This is a genomic window from Microbispora sp. NPDC046973 (genome assembly GCF_040644495.1).
Lineage (GTDB): Bacteria > Actinomycetota > Actinomycetes > Streptosporangiales > Streptosporangiaceae > Microbispora.
In genome coordinates this window covers 54,459-73,962 of the sequence record NZ_JBEYWQ010000004.1, presented here as the reverse complement: position 1 = coordinate 73,962, position 19,504 = coordinate 54,459, and the positions used below count along the sequence as shown (strand labels likewise).

Annotated in this window: 24 protein-coding genes and 1 tRNA gene; 11 read left to right on the top strand and 14 right to left on the bottom strand. The window is 71.2% G+C overall.

The features are described from left to right. Positions 1-44: 44 nt before the first annotated feature. The 4 genes from ABZ860_RS10300 to ABZ860_RS10285 are packed head-to-tail and all read right to left on the bottom strand — an operon-like array spanning position 45 to position 4,345. The gene (locus ABZ860_RS10300) at positions 45-1,316 is read right to left on the bottom strand and encodes a beta-N-acetylhexosaminidase (RefSeq protein ID WP_357217824.1); all 1,272 of its coding nucleotides are present in this window, start codon (positions 1,314-1,316) and stop codon (positions 45-47) included. A 5-nt stretch (positions 1,317-1,321) separates the two neighbouring features. Beyond that, positions 1,322-2,140 carry a carbohydrate ABC transporter permease gene (locus ABZ860_RS10295; protein WP_357217821.1) on the bottom strand — a complete coding sequence of 273 codons (819 nt, stop codon included), beginning with the start codon at positions 2,138-2,140 and terminating at the stop codon, positions 1,322-1,324. Then, the gene (locus tag ABZ860_RS10290) at positions 2,137-3,084 is read right to left on the bottom strand and encodes a sugar ABC transporter permease (protein WP_357217818.1); all 948 of its coding nucleotides are present in this window, start codon (positions 3,082-3,084) and stop codon (positions 2,137-2,139) included. The genes ABZ860_RS10295 and ABZ860_RS10290 overlap by 4 nt, the downstream gene beginning before the upstream one ends. Before the next feature lies 1 nt (position 3,085). After that, entirely contained in the window at positions 3,086-4,345 is a 1,260-nt protein-coding gene (locus ABZ860_RS10285) for an extracellular solute-binding protein (protein WP_357217815.1), read from the bottom strand. A gap of 140 nt (positions 4,346-4,485) precedes the next feature. On the opposite strand from ABZ860_RS10285, the gene ABZ860_RS10280 reads away from it, so the two are divergent. Both ABZ860_RS10280 and ABZ860_RS10275 read left to right on the top strand, forming a co-directional pair. Beyond that, positions 4,486-5,214, top strand: a complete 729-nt coding sequence (locus ABZ860_RS10280) for a GntR family transcriptional regulator (RefSeq protein ID WP_139577113.1) — start codon at positions 4,486-4,488, stop codon at positions 5,212-5,214. A 140-nt stretch (positions 5,215-5,354) separates the two neighbouring features. After that, the gene (locus ABZ860_RS10275) at positions 5,355-5,879 is read left to right on the top strand and encodes a DinB family protein (protein ID WP_357217811.1); all 525 of its coding nucleotides are present in this window, start codon (positions 5,355-5,357) and stop codon (positions 5,877-5,879) included. Positions 5,880-5,941: 62 nt separating this feature from the next. On the opposite strand, the gene ABZ860_RS10270 is transcribed toward ABZ860_RS10275, so the two are convergent. After that, positions 5,942-6,106, bottom strand: coding sequence for a hypothetical protein (locus ABZ860_RS10270; protein WP_357217808.1), 165 nt, complete (start codon positions 6,104-6,106; stop codon positions 5,942-5,944). 211 nt (positions 6,107-6,317) lie between these two features. Between ABZ860_RS10270 and ABZ860_RS10265 the strand changes: the two genes are divergently transcribed. From ABZ860_RS10265 to ABZ860_RS10255, 3 genes are read left to right on the top strand one after another with little or no spacing between them, the layout of a single operon-like run. After that, positions 6,318-7,211, top strand: coding sequence for an SIS domain-containing protein (locus ABZ860_RS10265; protein WP_357217805.1), 894 nt, complete (start codon positions 6,318-6,320; stop codon positions 7,209-7,211). After that, positions 7,208-8,146 (top strand): 1-phosphofructokinase family hexose kinase, encoded by a 939-nt coding sequence (locus ABZ860_RS10260; protein WP_357217803.1) that lies wholly within the window; start codon positions 7,208-7,210, stop codon positions 8,144-8,146. Before ABZ860_RS10265 ends, ABZ860_RS10260 begins: the two co-directional genes overlap by 4 nt. Before the next feature lie 22 nt (positions 8,147-8,168). Then, a complete protein-coding gene (locus ABZ860_RS10255; RefSeq protein ID WP_357217800.1) occupies positions 8,169-8,993 on the top strand; it encodes a class II fructose-bisphosphate aldolase in 825 nt (274 codons plus the stop codon). Between the two features lie 123 nt (positions 8,994-9,116). On the opposite strand, the gene ABZ860_RS10250 is transcribed toward ABZ860_RS10255, so the two are convergent. The 3 genes from ABZ860_RS10250 to ABZ860_RS10240 all read right to left on the bottom strand — a co-directional run bounded on the left by ABZ860_RS10250 (position 9,117) and on the right by ABZ860_RS10240 (position 12,366). After that, on the bottom strand, positions 9,117-9,902 hold the full coding sequence (locus ABZ860_RS10250; RefSeq protein ID WP_357217797.1) for a DeoR/GlpR family DNA-binding transcription regulator: 786 nt from the start codon (positions 9,900-9,902) through the stop codon (positions 9,117-9,119). 83 nt (positions 9,903-9,985) lie between these two features. Continuing rightward, positions 9,986-11,392, bottom strand: a complete 1,407-nt coding sequence (locus tag ABZ860_RS10245; protein ID WP_357217794.1) for a DUF2786 domain-containing protein — start codon at positions 11,390-11,392, stop codon at positions 9,986-9,988. Positions 11,393-11,442: 50 nt separating this feature from the next. Next, the gene (locus ABZ860_RS10240) at positions 11,443-12,366 is read right to left on the bottom strand and encodes a 2'-5' RNA ligase family protein (protein ID WP_357217792.1); all 924 of its coding nucleotides are present in this window, start codon (positions 12,364-12,366) and stop codon (positions 11,443-11,445) included. Between the two features lie 177 nt (positions 12,367-12,543). On the opposite strand from ABZ860_RS10240, the gene ABZ860_RS10235 reads away from it, so the two are divergent. Next, positions 12,544-12,747 carry a hypothetical protein gene (locus ABZ860_RS10235; protein WP_357217789.1) on the top strand — a complete coding sequence of 68 codons (204 nt, stop codon included), beginning with the start codon at positions 12,544-12,546 and terminating at the stop codon, positions 12,745-12,747. Between the two features lie 178 nt (positions 12,748-12,925). Here ABZ860_RS10235 and ABZ860_RS10230 read toward each other — a convergent pair. Then, positions 12,926-13,002, bottom strand: a tRNA-Lys gene (locus ABZ860_RS10230). A gap of 160 nt (positions 13,003-13,162) precedes the next feature. Between ABZ860_RS10230 and ABZ860_RS10225 the strand changes: the two genes are divergently transcribed. Further along, entirely contained in the window at positions 13,163-13,525 is a 363-nt protein-coding gene (locus ABZ860_RS10225; RefSeq protein ID WP_357217786.1) for a PRC-barrel domain containing protein, read from the top strand. Positions 13,526-13,642: 117 nt separating this feature from the next. On the opposite strand, the gene ABZ860_RS10220 is transcribed toward ABZ860_RS10225, so the two are convergent. Beyond that, positions 13,643-14,239, bottom strand: a complete 597-nt coding sequence (locus ABZ860_RS10220) for a nucleotidyltransferase family protein (protein ID WP_357217783.1) — start codon at positions 14,237-14,239, stop codon at positions 13,643-13,645. Positions 14,240-14,294: 55 nt separating this feature from the next. On the opposite strand from ABZ860_RS10220, the gene ABZ860_RS10215 reads away from it, so the two are divergent. Next, the gene (locus ABZ860_RS10215; protein ID WP_357217780.1) at positions 14,295-14,795 is read left to right on the top strand and encodes a DUF1360 domain-containing protein; all 501 of its coding nucleotides are present in this window, start codon (positions 14,295-14,297) and stop codon (positions 14,793-14,795) included. A 67-nt stretch (positions 14,796-14,862) separates the two neighbouring features. Then, positions 14,863-15,354, top strand: a complete 492-nt coding sequence (locus ABZ860_RS10210) for a DUF6328 family protein (RefSeq protein WP_357217777.1) — start codon at positions 14,863-14,865, stop codon at positions 15,352-15,354. Positions 15,355-15,423: 69 nt separating this feature from the next. Here the strand turns inward: ABZ860_RS10210 and ABZ860_RS10205 are convergent, their stop codons facing one another. Continuing rightward, positions 15,424-16,386: an LLM class F420-dependent oxidoreductase gene (locus ABZ860_RS10205; protein ID WP_357217774.1), complete on the bottom strand. Its 963-nt coding sequence runs from the start codon at positions 16,384-16,386 to the stop codon at positions 15,424-15,426. Between the two features lie 120 nt (positions 16,387-16,506). Between ABZ860_RS10205 and ABZ860_RS10200 the strand changes: the two genes are divergently transcribed. Then, positions 16,507-16,656, top strand: a complete 150-nt coding sequence (locus tag ABZ860_RS10200; protein WP_167530303.1) for a GPGG-motif small membrane protein — start codon at positions 16,507-16,509, stop codon at positions 16,654-16,656. Between the two features lie 87 nt (positions 16,657-16,743). Here ABZ860_RS10200 and ABZ860_RS10195 read toward each other — a convergent pair whose 3' ends face one another. The 3 genes from ABZ860_RS10195 to ABZ860_RS10185 all read right to left on the bottom strand — a co-directional run bounded on the left by ABZ860_RS10195 (position 16,744) and on the right by ABZ860_RS10185 (position 18,221). Further along, positions 16,744-17,472, bottom strand: coding sequence for a metallophosphoesterase (locus tag ABZ860_RS10195; protein ID WP_357217771.1), 729 nt, complete (start codon positions 17,470-17,472; stop codon positions 16,744-16,746). Beyond that, positions 17,469-17,714, bottom strand: a complete 246-nt coding sequence (locus tag ABZ860_RS10190; RefSeq protein WP_357217769.1) for a BON domain-containing protein — start codon at positions 17,712-17,714, stop codon at positions 17,469-17,471. The genes ABZ860_RS10195 and ABZ860_RS10190 overlap by 4 nt, the downstream gene beginning before the upstream one ends. Positions 17,715-18,035: 321 nt before the next feature. Continuing rightward, complete coding sequence (locus ABZ860_RS10185; RefSeq protein WP_357217766.1) at positions 18,036-18,221, bottom strand: hypothetical protein; 186 nt, start codon at positions 18,219-18,221, stop codon at positions 18,036-18,038. 59 nt (positions 18,222-18,280) lie between these two features. Between ABZ860_RS10185 and ABZ860_RS10180 the strand changes: the two genes are divergently transcribed. Beyond that, a complete protein-coding gene (locus ABZ860_RS10180; protein WP_357217763.1) occupies positions 18,281-19,489 on the top strand; it encodes a glycosyltransferase in 1,209 nt (402 codons plus the stop codon). The last annotated feature ends 15 nt before the right edge of the window (positions 19,490-19,504 follow it).

The window sequence follows — 19,504 nt, the reverse complement described above, 5'->3', positions numbered from 1 at the left end:
TCTTCCTTTCGTGGGGGGTGGACCCTTTCGGGCGGACGCGGAGTTCAGGGGATGACCGGCCCCGGCCGGACGCCCAGGGACTCCAGGTGGGGAGTGAGCCTGTGGAGGAAATCGCGGTAGTCCCCCGCCGTGCCCCACGCGACCTCGGCGAAGGCGCACAGCCGGGGGAAGGCCATCGCCTCGACGTGTTCGGGCGTGGGCATGTACTCGGTCCAGAGCTGGCACTGCACGCCGAGGATCCGGCCGGTGGCGCCCTCGGGGGCCGAGGGCGGCGTGAACCCGTAGACGTCGGCGAGGGAGAGCATCCGGCCGTGCGGCCCCGGGGCGTCGGCCGGATAGTCGAAGTAGGTGCTCGTGTGCGGGGCCAGCACGACGTCGAACCCTTCGAGCGCCGCCCGCGGGCCGCTCTCGTGGTCGAGCCACGTCATCGCCGTCACGCCGGGAGCGCCTCCAGGCCCGTCGTACCAGTGGATCGGGCGCCGGCCCCGGGAGGTCACGTGGGCGCCGACGGTGGCGGTGAACCACGCCCGCGCGGCGTCCGGGCCCGGCAGCCCGAGCTCGGCGATCCGCCGCAGCGCCGCCTCGCTGCGCTCCCACTCGTCCGGGGGGCACTCGTCGCCGCCGAGGTGGACGTACGCGCCGGGGAACAGGTCCATGACCTCGTCGAGCACGTCGCGGCAGAAGCCGACGGCGGCCTCCTCCAGGTTGAGCACGTGCGGACTGATCCCCCATGAGTCCCGCACCGGCAGGCGGCGCGACGGCTGGTTGCCGAGCCAGGGATAGGCGGCGACGGCCGCCTGGGCGTGCCCCGGCATCTCGATCTCGGGCACGATCGTGACGAACCGGTCGGCCGCGTAGGACACGATCTCCCGGACGTCCTCCTGGGTGTAGTGCTCCCCGCTGACCTCGGTGAGCCGGGGATAGCGCTTGATCTGCAGCCGCCAGCCCTGGTCGTCGGTCAGGTGAAGGTGCAGCCGGTTGAGCCGGTGCGCCGCGAGCAGGTCGATCAGCCGCAGCACGAAGTCCTTCGGCATGAAGTGCCGGGCGACGTCGAGCATCACCCCGCGCCAGGAATGCGCGGGCCGGTCGGCGATCCGGCACAGCGGCGCCTCGGGGCCGAGCGCCGCCAGGGTGCGCAGGCCGTAGAAGCGCCCGGCGGGCCCTCCGGCGGCGAGTTCGGCGCCGCCGGAGGTGACGTCGATCCGATACCCCTCCTCCCCGAGGCGGGGATCGTCGGGCGCGTGCCGGACGAGGCCGTCGTGGAGCGTGACGGTTCCCCCGAGCACGGCCACCTCGCGAGGCCGCGGAATCATCATGTGGGTCATCCCTTCACCGCGCCCGCGATCATCCCGGAGGACACGCGGCGCTGGAGCACGAGGAAGACGAGCAGGACGGGGAGCATGAACAGCGTGGCGGCGGCCATGGTGGCGCCCCAGTCGGTGCCGAAGACGTTGCCGAACCCGGACAGCCAGATCGGCAGCGTCCGGTCGCCCTGGTCCTTGATCATCAGGGCGTTGGCGAAGGCGAACTCGTTCCAGGCCGTGATGAAGCCGAACAGCGACGTGGACATCAGGCCCGGCGCGAGCAGCGGCAGCACCACCCGGCGGAACGCCTCGGCCCGGCCGCACCCGTCCATCAGCGCGGCCTCCTCCAGCTCGGGCGGGACGCCCGCGATGAAACCGCGCAGCGTCACGATCGTGAACGGCAGCGTCGTGACGAAGTACACGAGCGTCAGCGTCGGCAGCCGGTCGAGCATGTCCGCGTCGCGGGCGATGATGTAGACCGGCACGAGCAGCGCCGACCAGGGGGCGGTCTGGGCGACGAAGACCATCAGGACGAACCCGCGCCGCCCCGGCCAGCGCAGCCGGGCCACGGCGAAGGCGGCCGGCAGCGCCACGACCAGTGCGAGCAGCACCGCGCTGACGGTGACGGCCAGGCTGTTGCGCCAGAACGTCCAGAACCCCGCGGCCCGTACGGCCGTGGCGAAGTGGTCGAGGGTCGGGCGGGCGGGCCAGAACTCTGGGGTCTCGGTGAGGATGTCCACCGTCGGCTTGAACGCGGTGATCACCATCCAGTAGACGGGGAACACCGACACCGCCAGCACACCCAGGGCGGCCAGATTCAGTGCGGCTCTTCTCACGCTCCCTCCTCCCGGAACATGCGGCGCAGGTGGACGACCAGCACCGCGAGCAGCATCAGCACGGTGAGCGTCGAGACGGCCGACCCCAGGTCGTACCGGTGCAGCGACTGCGCGATCTGGAACGCGTAGACCGGCAGCGTGGCGGTGGCGCCTCCGGGGCCGCCCTTGCTGATCGCCCAGATCTGCGCGAAGCAGGTGAAGACCCAGATGACCTCCAGCGACGTGATCAGGCCGAACAGCGGGCGCAGGATGGGGAACGTGACCCGGCCGAAGACCTGCCACGGCCCGGCCCCGTCGATCCTGGCCGCCTCGTACAGCTCGCCGGGGATGGTCGTGAGCCCCGCGTAGAGGGTGAGCGCCGCGAACGGCACCGACTGCCAGACGACCAGCGCGACCAGGATCGCAAACGTCGCCCCGCCGTCGGCGAACCACGTGTAGTCGCGGAAGGAGCCGAAGCCGAGGCGGACCAGCAGCCAGTTGACCACCCCCAGGCGCGACTGGAAGAGCCACTGGAAGATCGTGGTCGCGGCGAGCACCGGGGTGGCCCAGGTGAGCACCATCCCGCTCATGACCGCCAGCCGCATCCGCCGCCCGAGGCGCGGCAGCATCAGCGCCACGGCCGTGGCGATCACCATGATCAGCACGACGTTGGCGGCGGTCCACAGGAAGGTCCGCCGCACGACCGCCCAGAACTCCGGCCCCCCGAGGGCCTCGGCGTAGTTGGCGAGCCCGGCGAAGTCCGCTCCGCCCCTGATCAGCTCGCCCAGCCGGAAGTGCTGGAAGGAGATCACGACGCTGCGGGCCAGCGGGTAGGCGAGCAGGCACGCGAAGGCGGCCAGGGCCGGGCCCACCAGCAGGTAGGGCCAGAGCGCGCCTCTTCCGCGGGTTCTCCCCTCGATCACGAGGGCAGGACGGGCCGCCGTACGGGCGAGGGTGCGCGCCATGTCAGGACTTGGTGTTGAGGATCGTGGTGATCACATCGGAGGCCGCCTTCGCCTCGGTGGCCGCGTCGCCTCCGGTGAGCACCTTGGTCATGTACTCCTTGATGACGTTCCTGGCCTCCACGGCCGCCCAGTTGGGCGAGTTGGGCGTGGCGTGCCCGACCGCGGCCCCCGCCGCCATCGCCGCGGTGGCCTCGTCGCCGCTCAGCACCCCGGCGTAGGAGGTGCGGTTGGGCACGTAGCTCATCTCCTTGGCCATGTCGAGCTGGAACTTCTCCCCGGCCAGGGCCTTGACCACCTCGTACGCCTCGTCGGGGTGGGCGGACGCCTCGGGGACGATCAGGTCGGACCCTCCGGTGAAGACGGCGCCCGGCTTGTCGGCCGTCTTGCCGGGGATCGGGAAGAAGCCGAGCCTGCCCTTGAGGTCCGGGTTGGCCTTCTCGATCGCGACCGCGCCGCCGGGAGCGGAGATGATCTGCGCGACGTCGCCCTTGCCGAACACGTCGGCCTGCGGCGGCCTGGCCTCGTCGGAGTCCCTGGGCCCCTTGCCGAGCGCCTGAAGGCGCTGGTAGAACGCCATGCCGGCGAGCGCCTGCGGCGTGTCGAGCACGCCCTTCCAGCGGTCGCCCTCCTTGACGGCGAGGTCGCCGCCCTCGTCCCAGACGAACCCGGCGAGGGTGTACCAGTTCTGGCCGGGCAGGTAGATGCCCTGTACGCCGCCCTTGTTCAGCTTCGCGGTGACGTCGATCCACTCGTCGCGGGTCTTCGGCGGGGTGGTGACGCCGGCCTTGGCGAACAGGTCCTTGTTGTAGACGACCACCCGGTTGGCGGCGTACCAGGGGATGCCGTACTGCCTGCCGTCGATCTTCCCCGGCTCGGCCAGGCCGGGCAGCCAGTCGGAGCCGGCCAGGTCGGCGACCTTGCCCGTGAGGTCCCTGACCCCGCCGCTGGCGGCGTACTCGGCGACCTGGGTGTTGCCGACCTCGATGACGTCGGGGGCGTCCTTGCTGGCCAGCGCGCTGGTGACCTTCTGCCCGATGCCGTCCCACTCCTGGATCTGGACGTTCAGGGCGATCCTGGGATGCGACCGCTGGAAGTCGTCCGTGAACCGCTTCACGATCGCGTCCGACAGGCTGTCGCGCATGAACCACACGGTCAGCGTGGTCGTGCCGGTCTTTCCGGATGTCCCGGGCTCGGACGCTGAGCCGCATCCGGCGAGCGCGAGGCTGAACGCGGCCGCCGCGGCGAGGAGGCGTAACCTCATCGGTCCTCCCACTGGTCAGTTATTGGTAAACCGTTGAGAGGAGAGTGGTCTTAACCAATCGGACTGTCAAGGGGCGAAATCTCGGATATTCGCAGGCACAGTGATGGGAGAAGTGGTCAACTACTGGTAAGGTCTGGGACGTGCAGAGACTCCCAGCGGGCCTCAAGCGTGACCGGGTCAGAGACGTCCTGCTCGACCTGATCGCCGACAAGGAGCCCGGCACCGCCATCCCCTCGGAACGCGACCTGTCCCGCGAGCTCGGCGTCTCCCGCCCGACCCTCCGCGCCGCGATCGACGGGCTCGTACGGCAGGGCATGCTCGTGCGGGAGCACGGGCGGGGGACGTTCACCGGACGCCGGAAGGTCACCCAGCCCCTCGCGGCCGGCGACGACTCCTTCCACGCCCCCGCCGCCGAGGGGAACTGGCTCAGCCGCATCCTCGAGTTCGACTCGGCCCCGGCCACCGCCCGGCTCGCGCACCGCCTGCAGGTCTCCCCCGCCGACCCGGTCCTGCGCGTCGTGCGGCTCCGCCTGGTGGACGACGAACCGATGGCGATCGAGCGCATCCACCTGCCGCATCGCCTGGTCGAGTCCCTGCGGCCCGACGACATGGTGTCCGGCTCGTTCTACCGGTTCCTGCGCACGAGATTCGGCATCGACGTCCGCCGCGCCACGCAGAGCATCGAGCCGACCGTCACCGACGAGACCGAGGCCGAACTGCTCGGCGTCCCCCAGCACGCCCCCGCCCTGCTCATCGAACGCACGGCCCGCGAGGCCGGCGGCCGGGTCGTGGAGTTCACCCGGTCCATCTACCGCGGCGACCGCTACCGCATCACCTCAGAACTGCACTTCGACGACACCTCCGGCTGAGCACTAAGGCAGGGGAGCCGCCCGGCGGGGCCGCTCCCCCTCGCCTTTTCCAGCCGTTGCGAGCCTGCTGGGACGCGGGTTCGCTGACAGCGTGAGCGAGGGCTCTTGCCGGGGCTCGGCGCGCTCCGTACGGTCCGGGCATGGCCAGTCTTCCTTCGAGCGAGCCGGCGCAGGCGGTGGTGCGGGCCGCCACAGGCGGCGAAAGGCAGGTGCTGGAGGCGTTCCTCGACCTCCTCCGCGCGATGGTCGTCCGCAAGGCCCAGGGGCTGTCCGAGCAGGACGTACGCCGGCGACACGTGCCGTCGGCGACGACGCTGGCCGGGCTGGTCAGGCACCTGACCGTGGTGGAGCGGAACTGGTTCGCCCGGGTGCTGGCGCAGGACCCGGCCATTGCGCCTCCCTCGGAGAAGGACGCCGACAGGAGCTTCGCGGTCGGCGACGACGACACCATCGAGTCCCTGATCGCGGCGTACGAGCAGGCCTGCGCCGAATCGCGGCGCATCGCCGCACGGTTCCCGCTCGATCACGAGGTGCCGCACGAGCAGGTCGCCTCGCTCTCGCTGCGCTGGATCTACGTCCACATGATCGAGGAGACCGCGCGGCACGCCGGGCACGCGGACATCCTCCGGGAGCTCACCGACGGCGCCACCGGATCCGTCGTCTGAGCACGCGCCCGCGGTGACGCCGGAGCCCCTTCCTGCGGACGGCATTGCGGGGCCCGGCGTCCTCACCGCCGTTCGGCGATCAGCCCGTTGACGTAGACCTCCTTCTCCTGGCCGGAGATCGTCTGGCGCAGGCCACACCTGTGCGGGATCTCGATCCGCGCAGGTCGCCTCGAACCCGCCCACGTCGATGTGGCCGAGGACGAAGTGGCGCCGACGATGTGCGCCATCCCCACCTCCCGCTGCGTACGTGCGCGAATGTTCCCACGCACCCCATGAATGGCGATACGCGATCCTGCGTGTAATCCGCTAATTCCGCGCACCTCGTGTCGTCACCTGTCCTGGTTCGTCGACGTTCACGCGAAAGCACTGGATGGCATGCGTTGCTTGAATCTGCTCAGTAATGCTACAAATCTTGCATCACTGAGCACAGGAGGGCCCGTGAGTCACACCGAGACCGAGATCGCGTCCCAGCCCGCCTGCTGGAGCCGAGCCGCCGGCCTGTCCTCCTCCGGCGCCCTGCCGGCGAGGGGTGAACGGGTGGCGGTGGTCGGCTGCGGCACCTCGTGGTTCATCGCCCAGGCGTACGCCGCCCTCCGTGAGGGCGCGGGGCACGGCGAGACCGACGCCTTCCCGGCCTCCGAGACCCCGATCGGCCGCCGTTACGACCGGGTGCTCGCGCTCACCAGATCGGGCACCACGACCGAGGTGCTCGACCTGCTCCGCCGCATCCGCGAGCAGGGCGGGGAGCGGGCCCGGACGGCCGCGGTCACCGCCGATCCCCACACGCCGGTCATGTCCCTCGCCGACGAGGTCGTCGTCCTCGACTTCGCCGACGAGCGGTCGGTCGTGCAGACGCGGTTCGCCACCGCGCAGCTCGCCATGCTGCGGGCGCACCTCGGCGAGGACCTCGCCGGGGCGATCGCGGACGCGGAGCGCGCGCTCGCCGAACCGCTGTCCCCCGGCCTCGTCGCCGCCGAACAGTTCTCCTTCCTCGGCACCGGCTGGACGTACGGCCTGGCGCGGGAGGCGGCGCTGAAGATGCGGGAGGCCTCGCAGTCGTGGACGGAGGCCTACCTCGCCATGGAGTATCGCCACGGCCCGATCAGCATCGCCGCGCCCGGACGCGTCACGTGGGCGTTCGGCCCGGTGCCGCGCGGGCTGCGGGGCGAGGTGGAGGCCACCGGCGCCACGTTCGTGGAGGGCGGCCTCGACCCCATGGCCGAGCTGATCCTGGTGCAACGGCTCGCGGTGGCCAGGGCGCACGCCCGCGGTCTCGACCCCGACACACCGGCACACCTCACCCGATCGGTCATCCTCCCCGAATCGCCGTGACCGGCGTGATCCTCACCGTCACGGTGAACGCGGCGCTCGACGTCACCTACGGCGTCGACGACGTCGACTGGAACGGCGTCAACCGCGTGCGCGGCGTGCACCGCAGGGCGGGCGGCAAGGGCGTCAACGTGGCCCGCGTCCTCGCCGCCCTCGGCCACGAGGTCCTCGCCGTCGGCCTGGCCGGCGGCCCGACCGGCGACGCCGTGCTCGCCGACCTGGCCGCGGCCGGCGTCCCCGCCGCCTTCACCCCCATCGCGGGGGACACCCGCACCACCCTCGCCGTCCGCGCGTCCCGGTGGACCACGCTGTTCAACGAGCCGGGGCCGCCGGTCACCCCGGAGGAGCTGGCCCGGTTCCTCGCCGCGTACGAGCGGGCCCTCGGCGGGGCGTCCGCCGTGGTGATCTCCGGCAGCCTCCCGCGCGGAGTGCCCGCCGACCTCTACGCCACGCTGGCCGCCGTCGCCGCCCGCCACGACGTCCCGGCTGTGGTGGACGCCGACGGCGCTCCCCTGCGCCACGCCACCGCCGGGCGGCCCGCCGTGCTCAAGCCCAACGCCGAGGAGCTCGTCCGCGCGCTGCGCCCGGACGCCGGGGAGGCGGTGGACGTCGCCGCCGGGGCAAGCCTCCTCAGGGACGAGGGCGCCGGCTCGGTCGTGGTCTCGCTGGGAGCGGACGGCGTGCTCGCCGCGACCCCGGAGGGAACCTGGCGGGCCCGCATGCCCTACCGGGTCGAGGGCAATCCGACCGGCGCCGGAGACGCGCTGGTGGCGGGACTCGCGCTCGGCCTGGTGGAGGGCACGCCGTGGCCGGAACGGCTCCGCCGGGCGGCCGCCCTCGGCGCCGCCGCCGTCGCCGCCCCCGTCGCGGGCGACTTCGACCAGGGCGTCTACCGGCGCGTCCACCCGGACGTCACCGTCGAACCCCACCACCCCTGAAACGGACCTCCGGAGGCCCACCATGCCCCTCGCTGGCATCGGCGACATCATCCGCGACGCGCCCCTGGGCGTGGGCGCGTTCAACCTGATCCAGCTCGAACACGCGGAGGCCATCGTCGCGGGCGCCGAGGCCGCCGGCGTCCCGGTGGTGCTGCAGATCAGCGAGAACTGCGTGCGCTACCACGGCGCACTGGCCCCGGTCGCGCTGGCGTCGCTCGCCCTGGCCCGGGCCGCCGCCGTTCCGGTGGCCGTGCACCTCGACCACGCCACCGACAGGTCCCTGGTGGAGGAGGCCGTCGGCCTGGGCCTCGGCTCGGTGATGTACGACGCGTCCGCCCTGGATCACGAGGCCAACGCGATGGCCACGGCAGAGGTGGCGCGCTGGTGCCACGAGCGGGGTGTGTGGGTGGAGGCCGAGCTCGGGGAGATCGGCGGCAAGGACGGCGTGCACGCCCCGGGCGCCAGGACCAGACCCGACGAGGCCGCCGGCTACGTCGCAAGGACCGGGGTGGACGCCCTGGCCGTCGCGGTCGGCAGCTCGCACGCCATGACCACGAAGGACGCGATCCTCGATCTCGGCCTGATCGCCGAGCTCCACGCCGCCGTCCCGGTCCCGCTGGTGCTGCACGGCTCCTCCGGGGTCCCGGACGAGACCATCCGGGCGGCCGTACGGCACGGCATGAAGAAGATCAATATCGCGACCCACCTCAACAAGGCGTTCACGGCGGCGGTCCGTGACCGCCTGACCGCCGACACGTCCGTGGTCGACTCGCGCAAATACCTCAAGGCGGGCCGTGAGGCGGTCACCCGGGAGGTCGCCCACCTCCTCGGCGTACTGGCCTCTTGACAGAGTCCCGTGAAAAGGCCCACGACAAAGCCTCGCGACAGCGCCTCCCGGCGCACACGGGCCCCGCTGCGCTGACCGGGTGCGCGTGACCTGTGCGCGTGACCCGCGCGTCCGGGTGGTCGCTCAGGCGCGCACGACCTTGACACCCGCGTCGGCGAAGGGAGCCGTCTGCTCCTCGGTCGCCGCGCTGTCGGTGACGAGGATGTCGATCTGGTTCACCGGGCAGATCCGCGCGAACGCCCGCCTGCCGAGCTTCGAGCTGTCCGCCACGATGACGACCTGCTGCGCGCGGGAGGCCATGATCTGGTTGACCGCCGCCTCCCCCTCGTTGTGGGCGCTCGCGCCGTGCTCCCGGTGCAGGGCGTCGACCCCCAGGATCGCCAGGTCCAGGGCGACGCGCTCCAGCATGCCGGCGGCGATCGGCCCGATCAGCTCGTACGACTGTGGCCGGGCGGAGCCGCCCGTGGTGACGACGTGGATCTGCGGGCGGAGCACCAGCTCGTTGGCGATGTTCAGGGCGTTGGTCACCACGGTGACCACCGGGCCCCGCTGGTCGGTGTTGAGGTCGGGGCGCGTGGCCAGGGCCCGGCCGACCTCCGTCAGCGTCGTGCCGCCGTTCAGGCCCACGGTGGCGCCGGCGGGGACCATGGCGGCCGCCGCCGCTCCGATGCGCTGCTTCTCCGGGGCGTGCCTGGCGACCTTGTATCGCAGGGGCAGGTCATAGGTGACGCTGTGCGCCGACGCCCCGCCGCGCGTGCGGGTGAGGAGCTGCTGGGAGGCGAGCTCGTCGAAATCCCGCCGCACCGTGGCGGGCGACACGCCGAGCTGCTCGGCGGTCTCCTCCACGTCGAGGTGTCCATGCTCGGCGAGCAGCTCCAACAAGGTGTTCCACCGCTCGTATCTGCTCACGGCCACTCCTTGCTCCCACCGCTGCCTGCGCGACCCATCATGCCCGGTCCCGGAGGTTCCGGGGCCCCAGGTGCGGCTCCGGGTCAACGGCCTCCCGCGATCTTCCCGCGTACGTCGAGGACGGCCCGGTCGGCGGCGGCCCGGCCGGAGATCCAGCCCTCCCGGTTGCTGACCGCGCCCGCGCCGACCAGGGTCAGCGTCGGGAAGAGCTCCTCGACCCTCGCCTCGACCGCCTGTTCCCGGGCCGCCAGCACCGGCAGCAGGTCGCGCCCGGCATCGGCGGCGGCCTCCCGCACCGCCTCCCCCGCCGCTTCCCGCAGCCGCTCGCCGATCCGCTGGGCGTACGCCGCGAGGAACGACTGCCGGAACGACCGCGTGCGGGAACGGCCGGAGCCGTCCCGGCGCGATCCGGCCAGCCTCATCGCGGTCGTGGCCTGCACCAGCAGGGAGGTGAACAGCACCTCCACCGCGGCCAGGTCCGCGGGGAACCCGAGCACGGTGGCGAACCCGAAATGCCGGCTCCACACCGAGCGGCAGTGGTTGGCCGAGGCGATGACGTCCAGCAGCATCGCCTTCGGGCCCTCGTAGGGCGCGTCGACTCCCAGCCGGCGCCCCTCCGGCCGGCCGGCTCCCTCCGGGCCGGCCGTCCGGGAGGCGAGCAGCGCCGCGTCGATGCTGTGCCGGGCCATCAGCGCCTGGGCCGCGGCGGTGAACGTCTCGGCCTCCGCCTCGAACTCGGTCGACTCGGCCTTGGCCAGCAGGGCCCGCACCCGGGCGAGCATCCGCTGGTCGACGGCGCCGCCGCGGGAGCCGGGCGTACGGCGGGCCGCTCCCGGCAGAGGACACAGCCGCTCCAGCGGCGGCAGCGTGGCCAGCAGGTGGATCACCCGAAGCGCGCAGGCGACCATCACGGTCCGGTCGCCGTCCTCGCGGAGGTACTCCTCGTCGCGGCCCCACCACACCGTCGCGCCGATGGCGTCGAGCTGGTCGAGCCAGCGGTCGTCCACGGTGGCCGCGGCGTAGGCGCGCATCTCGGCCGCGACGGCGTCGGTCACGAGGCGGACGTGCCGGGCCTCCAGCCGCCGGCCCACCAGCCGGACGACGTCGGCGGGCTGCCAGCCGCCGTGCCAGGCGAGCGTCACATGCCGGTTGAGGGCGTCGAGCAGGGCCCGGTCCACGACCTGGCGCAGCCCCTGGCCCTGCGCGAGGACCTTCACGCATCGCCGGAACTCGGTCTCGTCGCGGCGGCGCCGCGCCTCCAGCGCCGCGGACAGCAGTCCGGCCACCAGTTCCTCGGCCGCCTGGCCCGAAGAGCCCGACGACGACCAGGGGAAGCTCCAGGCGGCTCCGCCCGGCCGCCCGAGGCTCCACCGCCGCCGCGTGCCCTCCCGCTCCGCACCGCTCATCCGCTCGCCCTCCCCGATCCGCACCCCCGGAGCGTCGACGGCCGCCCGGTCGGTCGTGCGAGCGATTCTGTCAGCCCCGGCCACCGGCCCCGTGACGTTATCCACAGGTCGGCGGGGGTGGCTCTCAGTGGCTGTCAGGCGGGACCGAGCAGGCGGAAGCGTTCGGCCACGATCAGCGTGTCGTCGTCGACGACCGGTGGTCCGCCCAGGACGGCCGACATTTCCGGGCCGGTCCAGAAGCGCTCGTGCGCGGCCCGCCACTGCGCGACCGTCTCGTATCCCTCGCCCTTGTCGCGGGCGAACGCCTCGTCGACGTCCCGGATCGGCATCACCCGCACCCGCGTCGTCTCCAGCAGCGCCACTCGCCGCCCGGCCGAGTCGATCAGTGCCGTCCATCGGCCGACGGCCGGCAGGGGATCGCCGTAGTGCTCGTAGTCCGCCAGCAGGCCCGCTGTGGCGGTCTTGTCCCCGTTCAGGATCGCGGCCACCAGACGATCGCGCAACGGCCCGGGGAAGGCGAACTCGGCCACCGGAGGCTCCCCCAGGGGGAAGAAGCCCTCCGCTCTCCAGCTCTCGCCGTCGAAGACCCGCAGCGTCACGCCGCTGACGAGCGTCGTCACGGGCAGCCCGGCCGTCAGGTCCGCCACGACCGCGGTGACGGCCTCACCGCCGAGGCGCTCCGCGACCGTGAGGTGCGGCACGATGTCGCCGAACCGGCCTCCGTACGGCGGCGCCTCGGGCCAGCGGCTCGTCACCGCCTCGGTGAGCTCCCGCAGCGGGCCGTCCGGTTCCGGCGCGAGGTAGAGCACGTCCGGGAAGCGGCCGACACCCCCGAACGCGACCTCGAACGGCCGCCGCGCCGCGAACAGCTCCCGCAGCGCGGCGAGCACCCCGTCGTCGAGGCGTTCACGCGGGAGGAAGGGATACAGGACGGTGACGTGCGCGGGCATGCCGTACGCCGCGGAGGAGTCGTAGCGTTCCCGCAGGCCCCGGACCAGGGGCTCGGCCGAAGGGACCTCCACCACCAGGGCGGTGTCACCGATCTTGAAGGGTGCCATGACCCACATCCTCCCGCCGGACGGTCACGCGTACGACCGGACGCCACTGCGGTGAGTAACGTACCGCTCTGGGCATTTACATGGAGGATTCGACCAGATTAAATCTTTATTTCCAGATACGAAGTGATCTGGACCACATTGGTGCCGTGCCTGACTCATGCGAGGAGTGGTGCCCGGATGCTGTTCTCGCTGGCCAAGCGGATGATCTCCGCTATCGGACGGGGATTCGTACGGCTCGGACGGTACTGGGCCGCCCAGTTCGGCCTCCCCTACGCGCTGACCTGGGGTCCCGACGCGCCCCACCTCGCGCGCGAGCAGGAGGAGGAGACCGAGCACTGGGACTGGTCGATCCCCTACCACTGGTACGAGATCTCCCGCTGACCGCTCGCCCGGCCGGACCGGCGTCCGGCGAATGGCCAGCGGATCACGCCTCACCACTCGATGTGCGATCGCGCGGCCGCGTTTTCCCATTCCTGTCGACGGAAGGCGGCGCATTCGCTAAGGCCGGCAGGAAGAAGACCGAAGGCCCGGGTCAGCAGTGCCGACCCAGGCCTTCTTGTGGTGCGCCGCCAGGGACTCGAACCCCGGACCCGCTGATTAAGAGTCAGCTGCTCTAACCAACTGAGCTAGCGGCGCCCGCACCACAAGAGTAGCGGCATCCGGAGGTGCTCCGCGCCACCGGCGCGCTCATCGTGCCCGAGAACGGGCGACCAGATCATGTCCTGCCCTTACGTGTCCGGGATGTTCCCCTTCTCACCTTCGGGTACGTGCAGTGACGACGAAGGGAGTGAGGACCATGACACCGGATCTCTGGTCGTATTCCGACACCGTGTCGGGCACGGGACAGCAGATGGACATCGCCGGATACGACGTGCAGGCCGTGGACGGGAAGATCGGTTCCGTTGACGAGGCCACCTACGAGGCCGGCCAGAGCTACATCGTCGTGGACACGGGCCCGTGGATCTTCGGCAAGAAGGTCATGCTTCCCGCGAGTGTGGTGACGAGGATCGACTTCCAGGACCGCAAGGTCTTCGTCAGCCGCACCAAGCAGGAGATCAAGAACGCGCCGGAGTTCGACGAGACGGCGATGAACGACCCGGGCTATCGGGACCGTGTCGGGGAGTACTACGGACGTTTCCCCCGCACTTCGTCCATGTGAGTGACATTGTGAGTGACATAGGGAAGGGGCCGCGCCGTCACGGCGCGGCCCCTCTCCATGCCGGCGGGCCGGACCCCGCCCGGCCCCTCCTCCGCATGGACCGGGACGGGGCGGTTCTCAGGGCCAGGTGCTGTCCGGCCGCGTCGTCGTCGGGGCGATGATGTGCAACCGCTCCAGAAGCGTGACGAACGTCGAGGCGTACGGCGACGGCGCGGCGACCGAGGCGACCCGGTCCCAGTCCACCTGCTCCCGCATGGCGCGGACCATGGGAAGCAGCGAGCCGTAGTCGCAGGCGTGCTCGGACAACGGCAGTATCCAGGAGATCACAAGGTCGGTGGCTTCGAGGACGGGCAGGCTCAGCGCCGCCGTGTTGATCGGCTCGGCCCGGGCGATCATCGCCTCGGTCACGGGCCTGTCGGCCAGCGAGAAGATCAGGTCGACGAGGACCCCTTCCTCGTCGAACGCCTTGACCAGCCAGTCCTCCGGTGGTTTCGCGGTCCGGAAACCCAGGCTCTCCAGGGTTTTCAGCGCGAGCGGGACGTCTTCCTCGACCAGGGCGAAGTCGACGTCGTGCAGTGATGGCGCGGCGCCTCTCGCGTAGCCGGCGCAGCCTCCGGCCAGGGCGAAACGCACCCCGGCCTCCTTGAGACCGGCCCCGGCGCGCTTGAGCGTCTCAAGAATCGCGTCGGTGACTTCGTGACTGTGACTACCCACTCACGTCGCTTGCCCCGCCATGTTCGCCGCAAACAATCCCGGGTAGGGCGCGCTCATGACCGAGACCCTCCAGGAGATCAAGCGCGAGTACGAGGGGGAGGACAACCGTCCGCTGGCCTCGTACACACGGGTTCTCGCGGTGTACGGCGGGGCCGTCACGGCGCTGCTCGCCGCGGCGAAACTGACGGGCCGCAAGGGCCCCGAGAAGATCAAGGTGATGGACCTCATGCTCATGGGGCTGTTCACCCACCGGCTCTCGCGGACGCTCGCGAAGGACCCGGTCACCAGTCCCCTCCGCGCTCCCTTCACCCGTTATGAGGGCGTCTCCGGCCCGGCGGAGCTCAAGGAGGAGGTCCGCGGTCACGGGCTGCAGCACGCCGTGGGTGAGCTGCTGACCTGCCCGTTCTGCCTGTCCCAGTGGATCGCGACGGGATATGCGGCGGGCACCGTGTTCTTTCCCAGGGTTACCCGGCTGGCCGGGGCGACGATGACGGCCGTGGCCATCTCCGACTGGCTCCAGCTCGCCTACGCACGTCTCATGAAGGCAGCGGAATGAGCGAGCGAATCAGGGGACACAGCGTGATTCGCGAATGCGACCCCGAGCCGCCAGGCGAGGGGGAGGCATGAGTGAGGTGCTCGAGCCTCTGGAGGACACCGACGAGAGCCCGAAGGAGCGCGTCGACCGCGAGCTCGGCGAGCTGCTGCAGGGCCTGCGGGTGGCCGCGACGGGCGTGCAGGTGCTGTTCGCGTTCCTGCTGACGCTGCCGTTCTCCTCCGGCTTCGGCAAGATCGACACGACCGGGAACTGGCTGTTCTATCTGGCGGTCGTCAGCGCGGCGGTCGCGTCGATCTGCACGATCGCCCCGGCGACCCAGCACCGGATCCTGTTCCGGTCGGGGCTCAAGGAACTGCTGCTGCACCGCGCCAACCGGCTGGGCGTGGCCGGCGGGCTGGCCCTGGCCGTGTCCATGAGCTGCTCCACCGCCCTGGTCCTGGACGCGCTGACCAGCCCCGGGCCCGCCGCGCTGATCGGCGCGGGTGTGGCGCTGCTGTGCGCCTGGCTCTGGTTCGTCCAGCCCCTCCTGTCGCTGCGCCTGGTCAAGAACGAGGACTAGAAATCCGAGAGCGCGGCCGCGGGACCCGCGGTCGCGCTCACGTCCGCGTCGCGTCGGCTCCCCGGCGCGTCAGCTCCGTTCCCGCAGGCGCGGCAGGATCTGCGTCGAGTAGAACTCGAAGAAACCGTCCTGCTCCTTGCCGATCTGGGAGATGTAGACCTCGTCGAAGCCGGCGTCCACGTACTCGCGGATCGCGGTGAGGTGTGCCTCCGGGGAGGGTCCGCAGGGCGTCGACTGCGTAGCCGCCTCCTCCGTGACGAGCTGCGAGAGCTGCTCGAAATGCCGCGGCAGCGGCAGGAGCTGGGCGGCCTCGCCCGGGATCCCCTGGTTGGGCCAGAGCCTGTGGACGGTCTTGCGCGCCTCGGCCTCGTCGTGCGCCCAGCACACCTTCAGCCCGGCCGCGCACGGCTTGCCCTCGCCGCCCGCCTTGTGGAACGCCTCGACCATGTCGGCGGCGGGCGCGGTGTGGATGTAGCCGTCGCCAGCTCGTCCCGCGAGCTCGACGGACTTGGGCCCGAAGCCCGAGATGTAGATCGGCGGGGGCTGGTCGGGCAGCGAGTACAGCCGGGCCGTGTCCACCTCGTAGAACTCGCCGTGGTAGGTCACCAGCTCGCCCGTCCACAGCTCCCTGATGACGTCGAGGGCCTCCTCCAGCATGCGCTGGCGCTCCTCGGCCGGAGGCCACTGGTCGCCCAGGATGTGCTCGTTCAGCGCCTCCCCGGTGCCGACGCCCAGGCGGAACCTGCCGTCCAGCAGGATCTGGGCGGTCGCCGCGGCCTGGGCGATGATCGCCGGATGGATGCGGATGATGGGACAGGTGACCGCGGTGGTCACCGGCAGCGACGTGGCCTGCGAGACGGCTCCGATGACGGACCACACGAACGAGCTCTCGCCCTGCTCGTCCAGCCACGGGTGGAAGTGGTCGGAGATCCACAACGCCTCGAAGCCGGCTTCCTCGGCGAGTTTCGCCTGACGTACCAGCTCCTTGGGGTCGTGCTCCTCGCTGGAGAGAAAATATCCGAAAGTGGTCATGTATCACCACATGCCCGAATAGTGTCAAGCAAACGTAACAATGCGTGCTTCGGGGGCAAATTCCAGCGGCGCCAGGACTGGATGATGTTACGAGGCCCTTTGCAGGGGCAGTGGAGGGCCATGGCTACTCTGCTTTGGATCATCGCCGTGGTACTGGTAATCGCCGGGATCTACGTCATCCTGGCCCGTCGGGACATCCTCTGGGGGATCGTCCTCATCGTCCTCGGATTCCTCGTCGGCCCCGGGGGCGTCAGCATCTTCAATCCCTAGCCGCAACCTCACCCACGCTACTCGCGGACACCGAGACGGCGACCGGCCGAAGAAGGCCGGTCGCCGTCTCGCAATCGGAACAGCGAATCAGCAATGGTCGCCGTTCAGGCAGTACACGGTGTAGGAGTGCTTGATGACCGGAAGCGCGACATTACGCACCCGAATGCCTCCGGGAGTGACGCCCTTTTCCGTGCCCGCGTGCGCGTGACCGTGAATGAAAAGATCGGCGCCCTCGGCGTCGGCCGCCTCCGCCAGCATGTAGCTGCCGAGGAACGGATAGATTTCCGGCGGCTCGCCCATCAGCGTGTCTTTCACGGGCGAATAATGGCTGAGCACGATCTTGTGGTCGGCGTCCAGCTCCTTGAGCGCCCGCCGCCACCGCTCGGCGATCTCCTTCGTGTGCCGGACGAACGCCTTGGTCTCCGGCTCTCCGAACTCGCTGGCGCACTTCCCGGCGAAACCGCCGCCGAAGCCCTTGCCGCCGGCGACTCCGAGCCGTACGCCGTCGATGGGGACGACCGTGCCCTCGTCGTCGAGGACGGTGATGCCGGCGTCGCGGAGGAGAGCGATGATCTCCTCGTTGTGGTCGGAGTGGTAGTCGTGGTTGCCCAGCACGGCGACGACGGGGATGGGCAGCCCGCTCAGCTCCTCGGCGACCACCCGGGCCTCCGCGATCGTGCCGTGCCTGGTCAGATCGCCTCCCACCAGCAGCACGTCCGCACGGCGCTCGATGCCCTCGATCTTCTTGCGATAGTGACCGCGCAGATCCTCGCCCAGATGGATGTCCGCGACGGCGGCGATCCGCAGCTCCCTCACAGATGCTCCTCCTCTCCCGGCTCCCGCACCTCCACCAAGGTGATCTCGTTGTGCACCCGCAGGCCCGGAGCCGCCTCCCGGGCGACGTTCTCGATCTGGTGCCGCCGCTCGTCACAGGAGACCTGCCCGCGCAGGTAGACCTCTTCTCCTCGCACATCCACCCGAATGCCCAGTTCGGTGGTCCGTTCGTCCTCCGCGAGAGCCCGCTGCACGCGGGCCGCGACATAGTGCGGCGTCTCCATCTCTTCCCCTCGTTGTCCCCCTCGGTTACGTATGCCTAGCGCTGCCCGGCCCTTTCCGGGCGAAACCACTGGTTTGACGGGCGCGAGGGTGGATATGGTTGTTGGTATTCCTGGTGCCTAAGACGCAGGTACCTCCTTGGCGTGAGCATGCCGTGACGGAGGAGCGTCTTGGGAACGTGTGACCGGACTTCACCCCGCCCTGAGCGGAGCATCGCGGGCACCGGCAGCACCGCTTTCCCCACCTCTTCCACGGGCGCTCCCTCCACCGGCCCCCACGTCGCCGCCCGTCCCGTACGGGTCTCCTCCGACGCCGCCCATCGGTTAGGCGCCACCGTCCTCGCGGGCCGTCCGCCCGCCCTCCACCGTCCCGCCGCGGCCCGCCATGCGTGCGCCGCCGCCGTCGCGGGCCCTTCCGCCCCGGGGACCCGCCGTGGCCGCGTCCGCGCCGGCGGCTCCCGCACGCCGCGACCGGCCGCCGCCTTCGTGCCGGTCGCCGGGCCTGCCCACCTGGACTCCCTGACCCTCGAGCCGGGTACTCGCCACTGCCGCTCTTGGAGGAACCCCCAGTGAAGATCGCCATGGTCTCGGAGCACGCCAGCCCACTCGCCACGCTCGGCGGTGTCGACGCCGGCGGCCAGAACGTGCACGTCGCCGCCCTCGCCCGGGAACTCGCCCGCGCCGGTCACGAGGTCACCGTCTACACCCGCAAGGACCGTGAGGACCTGCCGGAAACCGTCCCCTTCGGCCCGGGGGTGGAGGTCGTCCACGTCCCCGCGGGCCCCGCCTCCGAGATGCCCAAGGACGAGATCCTTCCCTGGATCCCCCACTTCGGGAAGTGGCTGCACGACCGGTGGCTGTTCGACCGCCCGGACATCGTGCACAGCCACTTCTGGATGAGCGGGCTCGCCGCGCTCGCCGCAGCGGAGAAGCTGCGCATCCCGGTCGTCCACACCTACCACGCGCTCGGCAGCGTCAAGCGGCGGCACCAGGGCCCGGCGGACACCAGCCCGCGTGAGCGCATCGAGGCCGAGGCCGAGATCGGACGGCGTGTCGACGGCATCATCGCGACCTGCAACGACGAGATCGACGAGCTGATCCGCATGCGGGTGCCGCGCCGCGCGACCCGGGTCGTCCCCTGCGGAGTGGACGTCACCACCTTCCACCCCCACGTCGAGCCACTGGAGCGGCCGGAGCGCCCGCGCCTGCTGTCGGTCGGCCGGCTCGTGCCCCGCAAGGGCCTGGAGACCACCATCAGGGCGCTGCAGTACCTGCGGGACGCCGAGCTGGTCGTCGCGGGCGGTCCCCCGGCGGCCGAGCTGCACCACGACCCCGAGGTCACCCGGCTGCGCTGGCTCGCGGCCCAGGCGGGCGTCTCCGACCGGGTCCGCTTCCTTGGCCGGGTCGAGCGCGACACGCTGCCCTCGCTGATGCGCTCGGCCGCCGCCGTCGTGTCCGTGCCCTGGTATGAGCCGTTCGGCATGGTGGCCCTCGAGGCGATGGCCTGCGGCGTCCCGGTCGTCGCCTCGGCGGTCGGCGGCCAGAAGGAGACGGTGGTCAACAACGTGACCGGCCTTCTCGTGCCGCCCCGCAAGCCCGCCGTGCTGGCCAAGGCACTGCGCAAGCTGCTCGACGACCCGGTGCGGCGCACGGCGTACGGCATCGCGGGGGCCGACCGCGCCCGCGTGAGGTACGCCTGGAGCCGCATCGCCGCCGAGACCCTGGCCGCCTACGACCGGGCCCTGTCCGCCCGGGAGCTGGAAAGGAGCGCCTCTTGATCCTGCCGACCTGCG

Bases quoted from the DNA above. Each gene is read 5' to 3' on its own strand.
- ABZ860_RS10300 (WP_357217824.1), bottom strand. From the start codon at position 1,316: ATGATGATTCCGCGGCCTCGCGAGGTGGCCGTGCTCGGGGGAACCGTC.
- ABZ860_RS10190 (WP_357217769.1), bottom strand. From the start codon at position 17,714: ATGGAGACGCCGCACTATGTCGCGGCCCGCGTGCAGCGGGCTCTCGCG.
- ABZ860_RS10235 (WP_357217789.1), top strand. From the start codon at position 12,544: ATGCTGTTCTCGCTGGCCAAGCGGATGATCTCCGCTATCGGACGGGGA.
- ABZ860_RS10240 (WP_357217792.1), bottom strand. From the start codon at position 12,366: ATGGCACCCTTCAAGATCGGTGACACCGCCCTGGTGGTGGAGGTCCCT.
- ABZ860_RS10285 (WP_357217815.1), bottom strand. From the start codon at position 4,345: ATGAGGTTACGCCTCCTCGCCGCGGCGGCCGCGTTCAGCCTCGCGCTC.
- ABZ860_RS10270 (WP_357217808.1), bottom strand. From the start codon at position 6,106: ATGGCGCACATCGTCGGCGCCACTTCGTCCTCGGCCACATCGACGTGG.
- ABZ860_RS10255 (WP_357217800.1), top strand. From the start codon at position 8,169: ATGCCCCTCGCTGGCATCGGCGACATCATCCGCGACGCGCCCCTGGGC.
- ABZ860_RS10275 (WP_357217811.1), top strand. From the start codon at position 5,355: ATGGCCAGTCTTCCTTCGAGCGAGCCGGCGCAGGCGGTGGTGCGGGCC.
- ABZ860_RS10200 (WP_167530303.1), top strand. From the start codon at position 16,507: ATGGCTACTCTGCTTTGGATCATCGCCGTGGTACTGGTAATCGCCGGG.
- ABZ860_RS10210 (WP_357217777.1), top strand. From the start codon at position 14,863: ATGAGTGAGGTGCTCGAGCCTCTGGAGGACACCGACGAGAGCCCGAAG.
- ABZ860_RS10225 (WP_357217786.1), top strand. From the start codon at position 13,163: ATGACACCGGATCTCTGGTCGTATTCCGACACCGTGTCGGGCACGGGA.
- ABZ860_RS10215 (WP_357217780.1), top strand. From the start codon at position 14,295: ATGACCGAGACCCTCCAGGAGATCAAGCGCGAGTACGAGGGGGAGGAC.
- ABZ860_RS10205 (WP_357217774.1), bottom strand. From the start codon at position 16,386: ATGACCACTTTCGGATATTTTCTCTCCAGCGAGGAGCACGACCCCAAG.
- ABZ860_RS10290 (WP_357217818.1), bottom strand. From the start codon at position 3,084: ATGGCGCGCACCCTCGCCCGTACGGCGGCCCGTCCTGCCCTCGTGATC.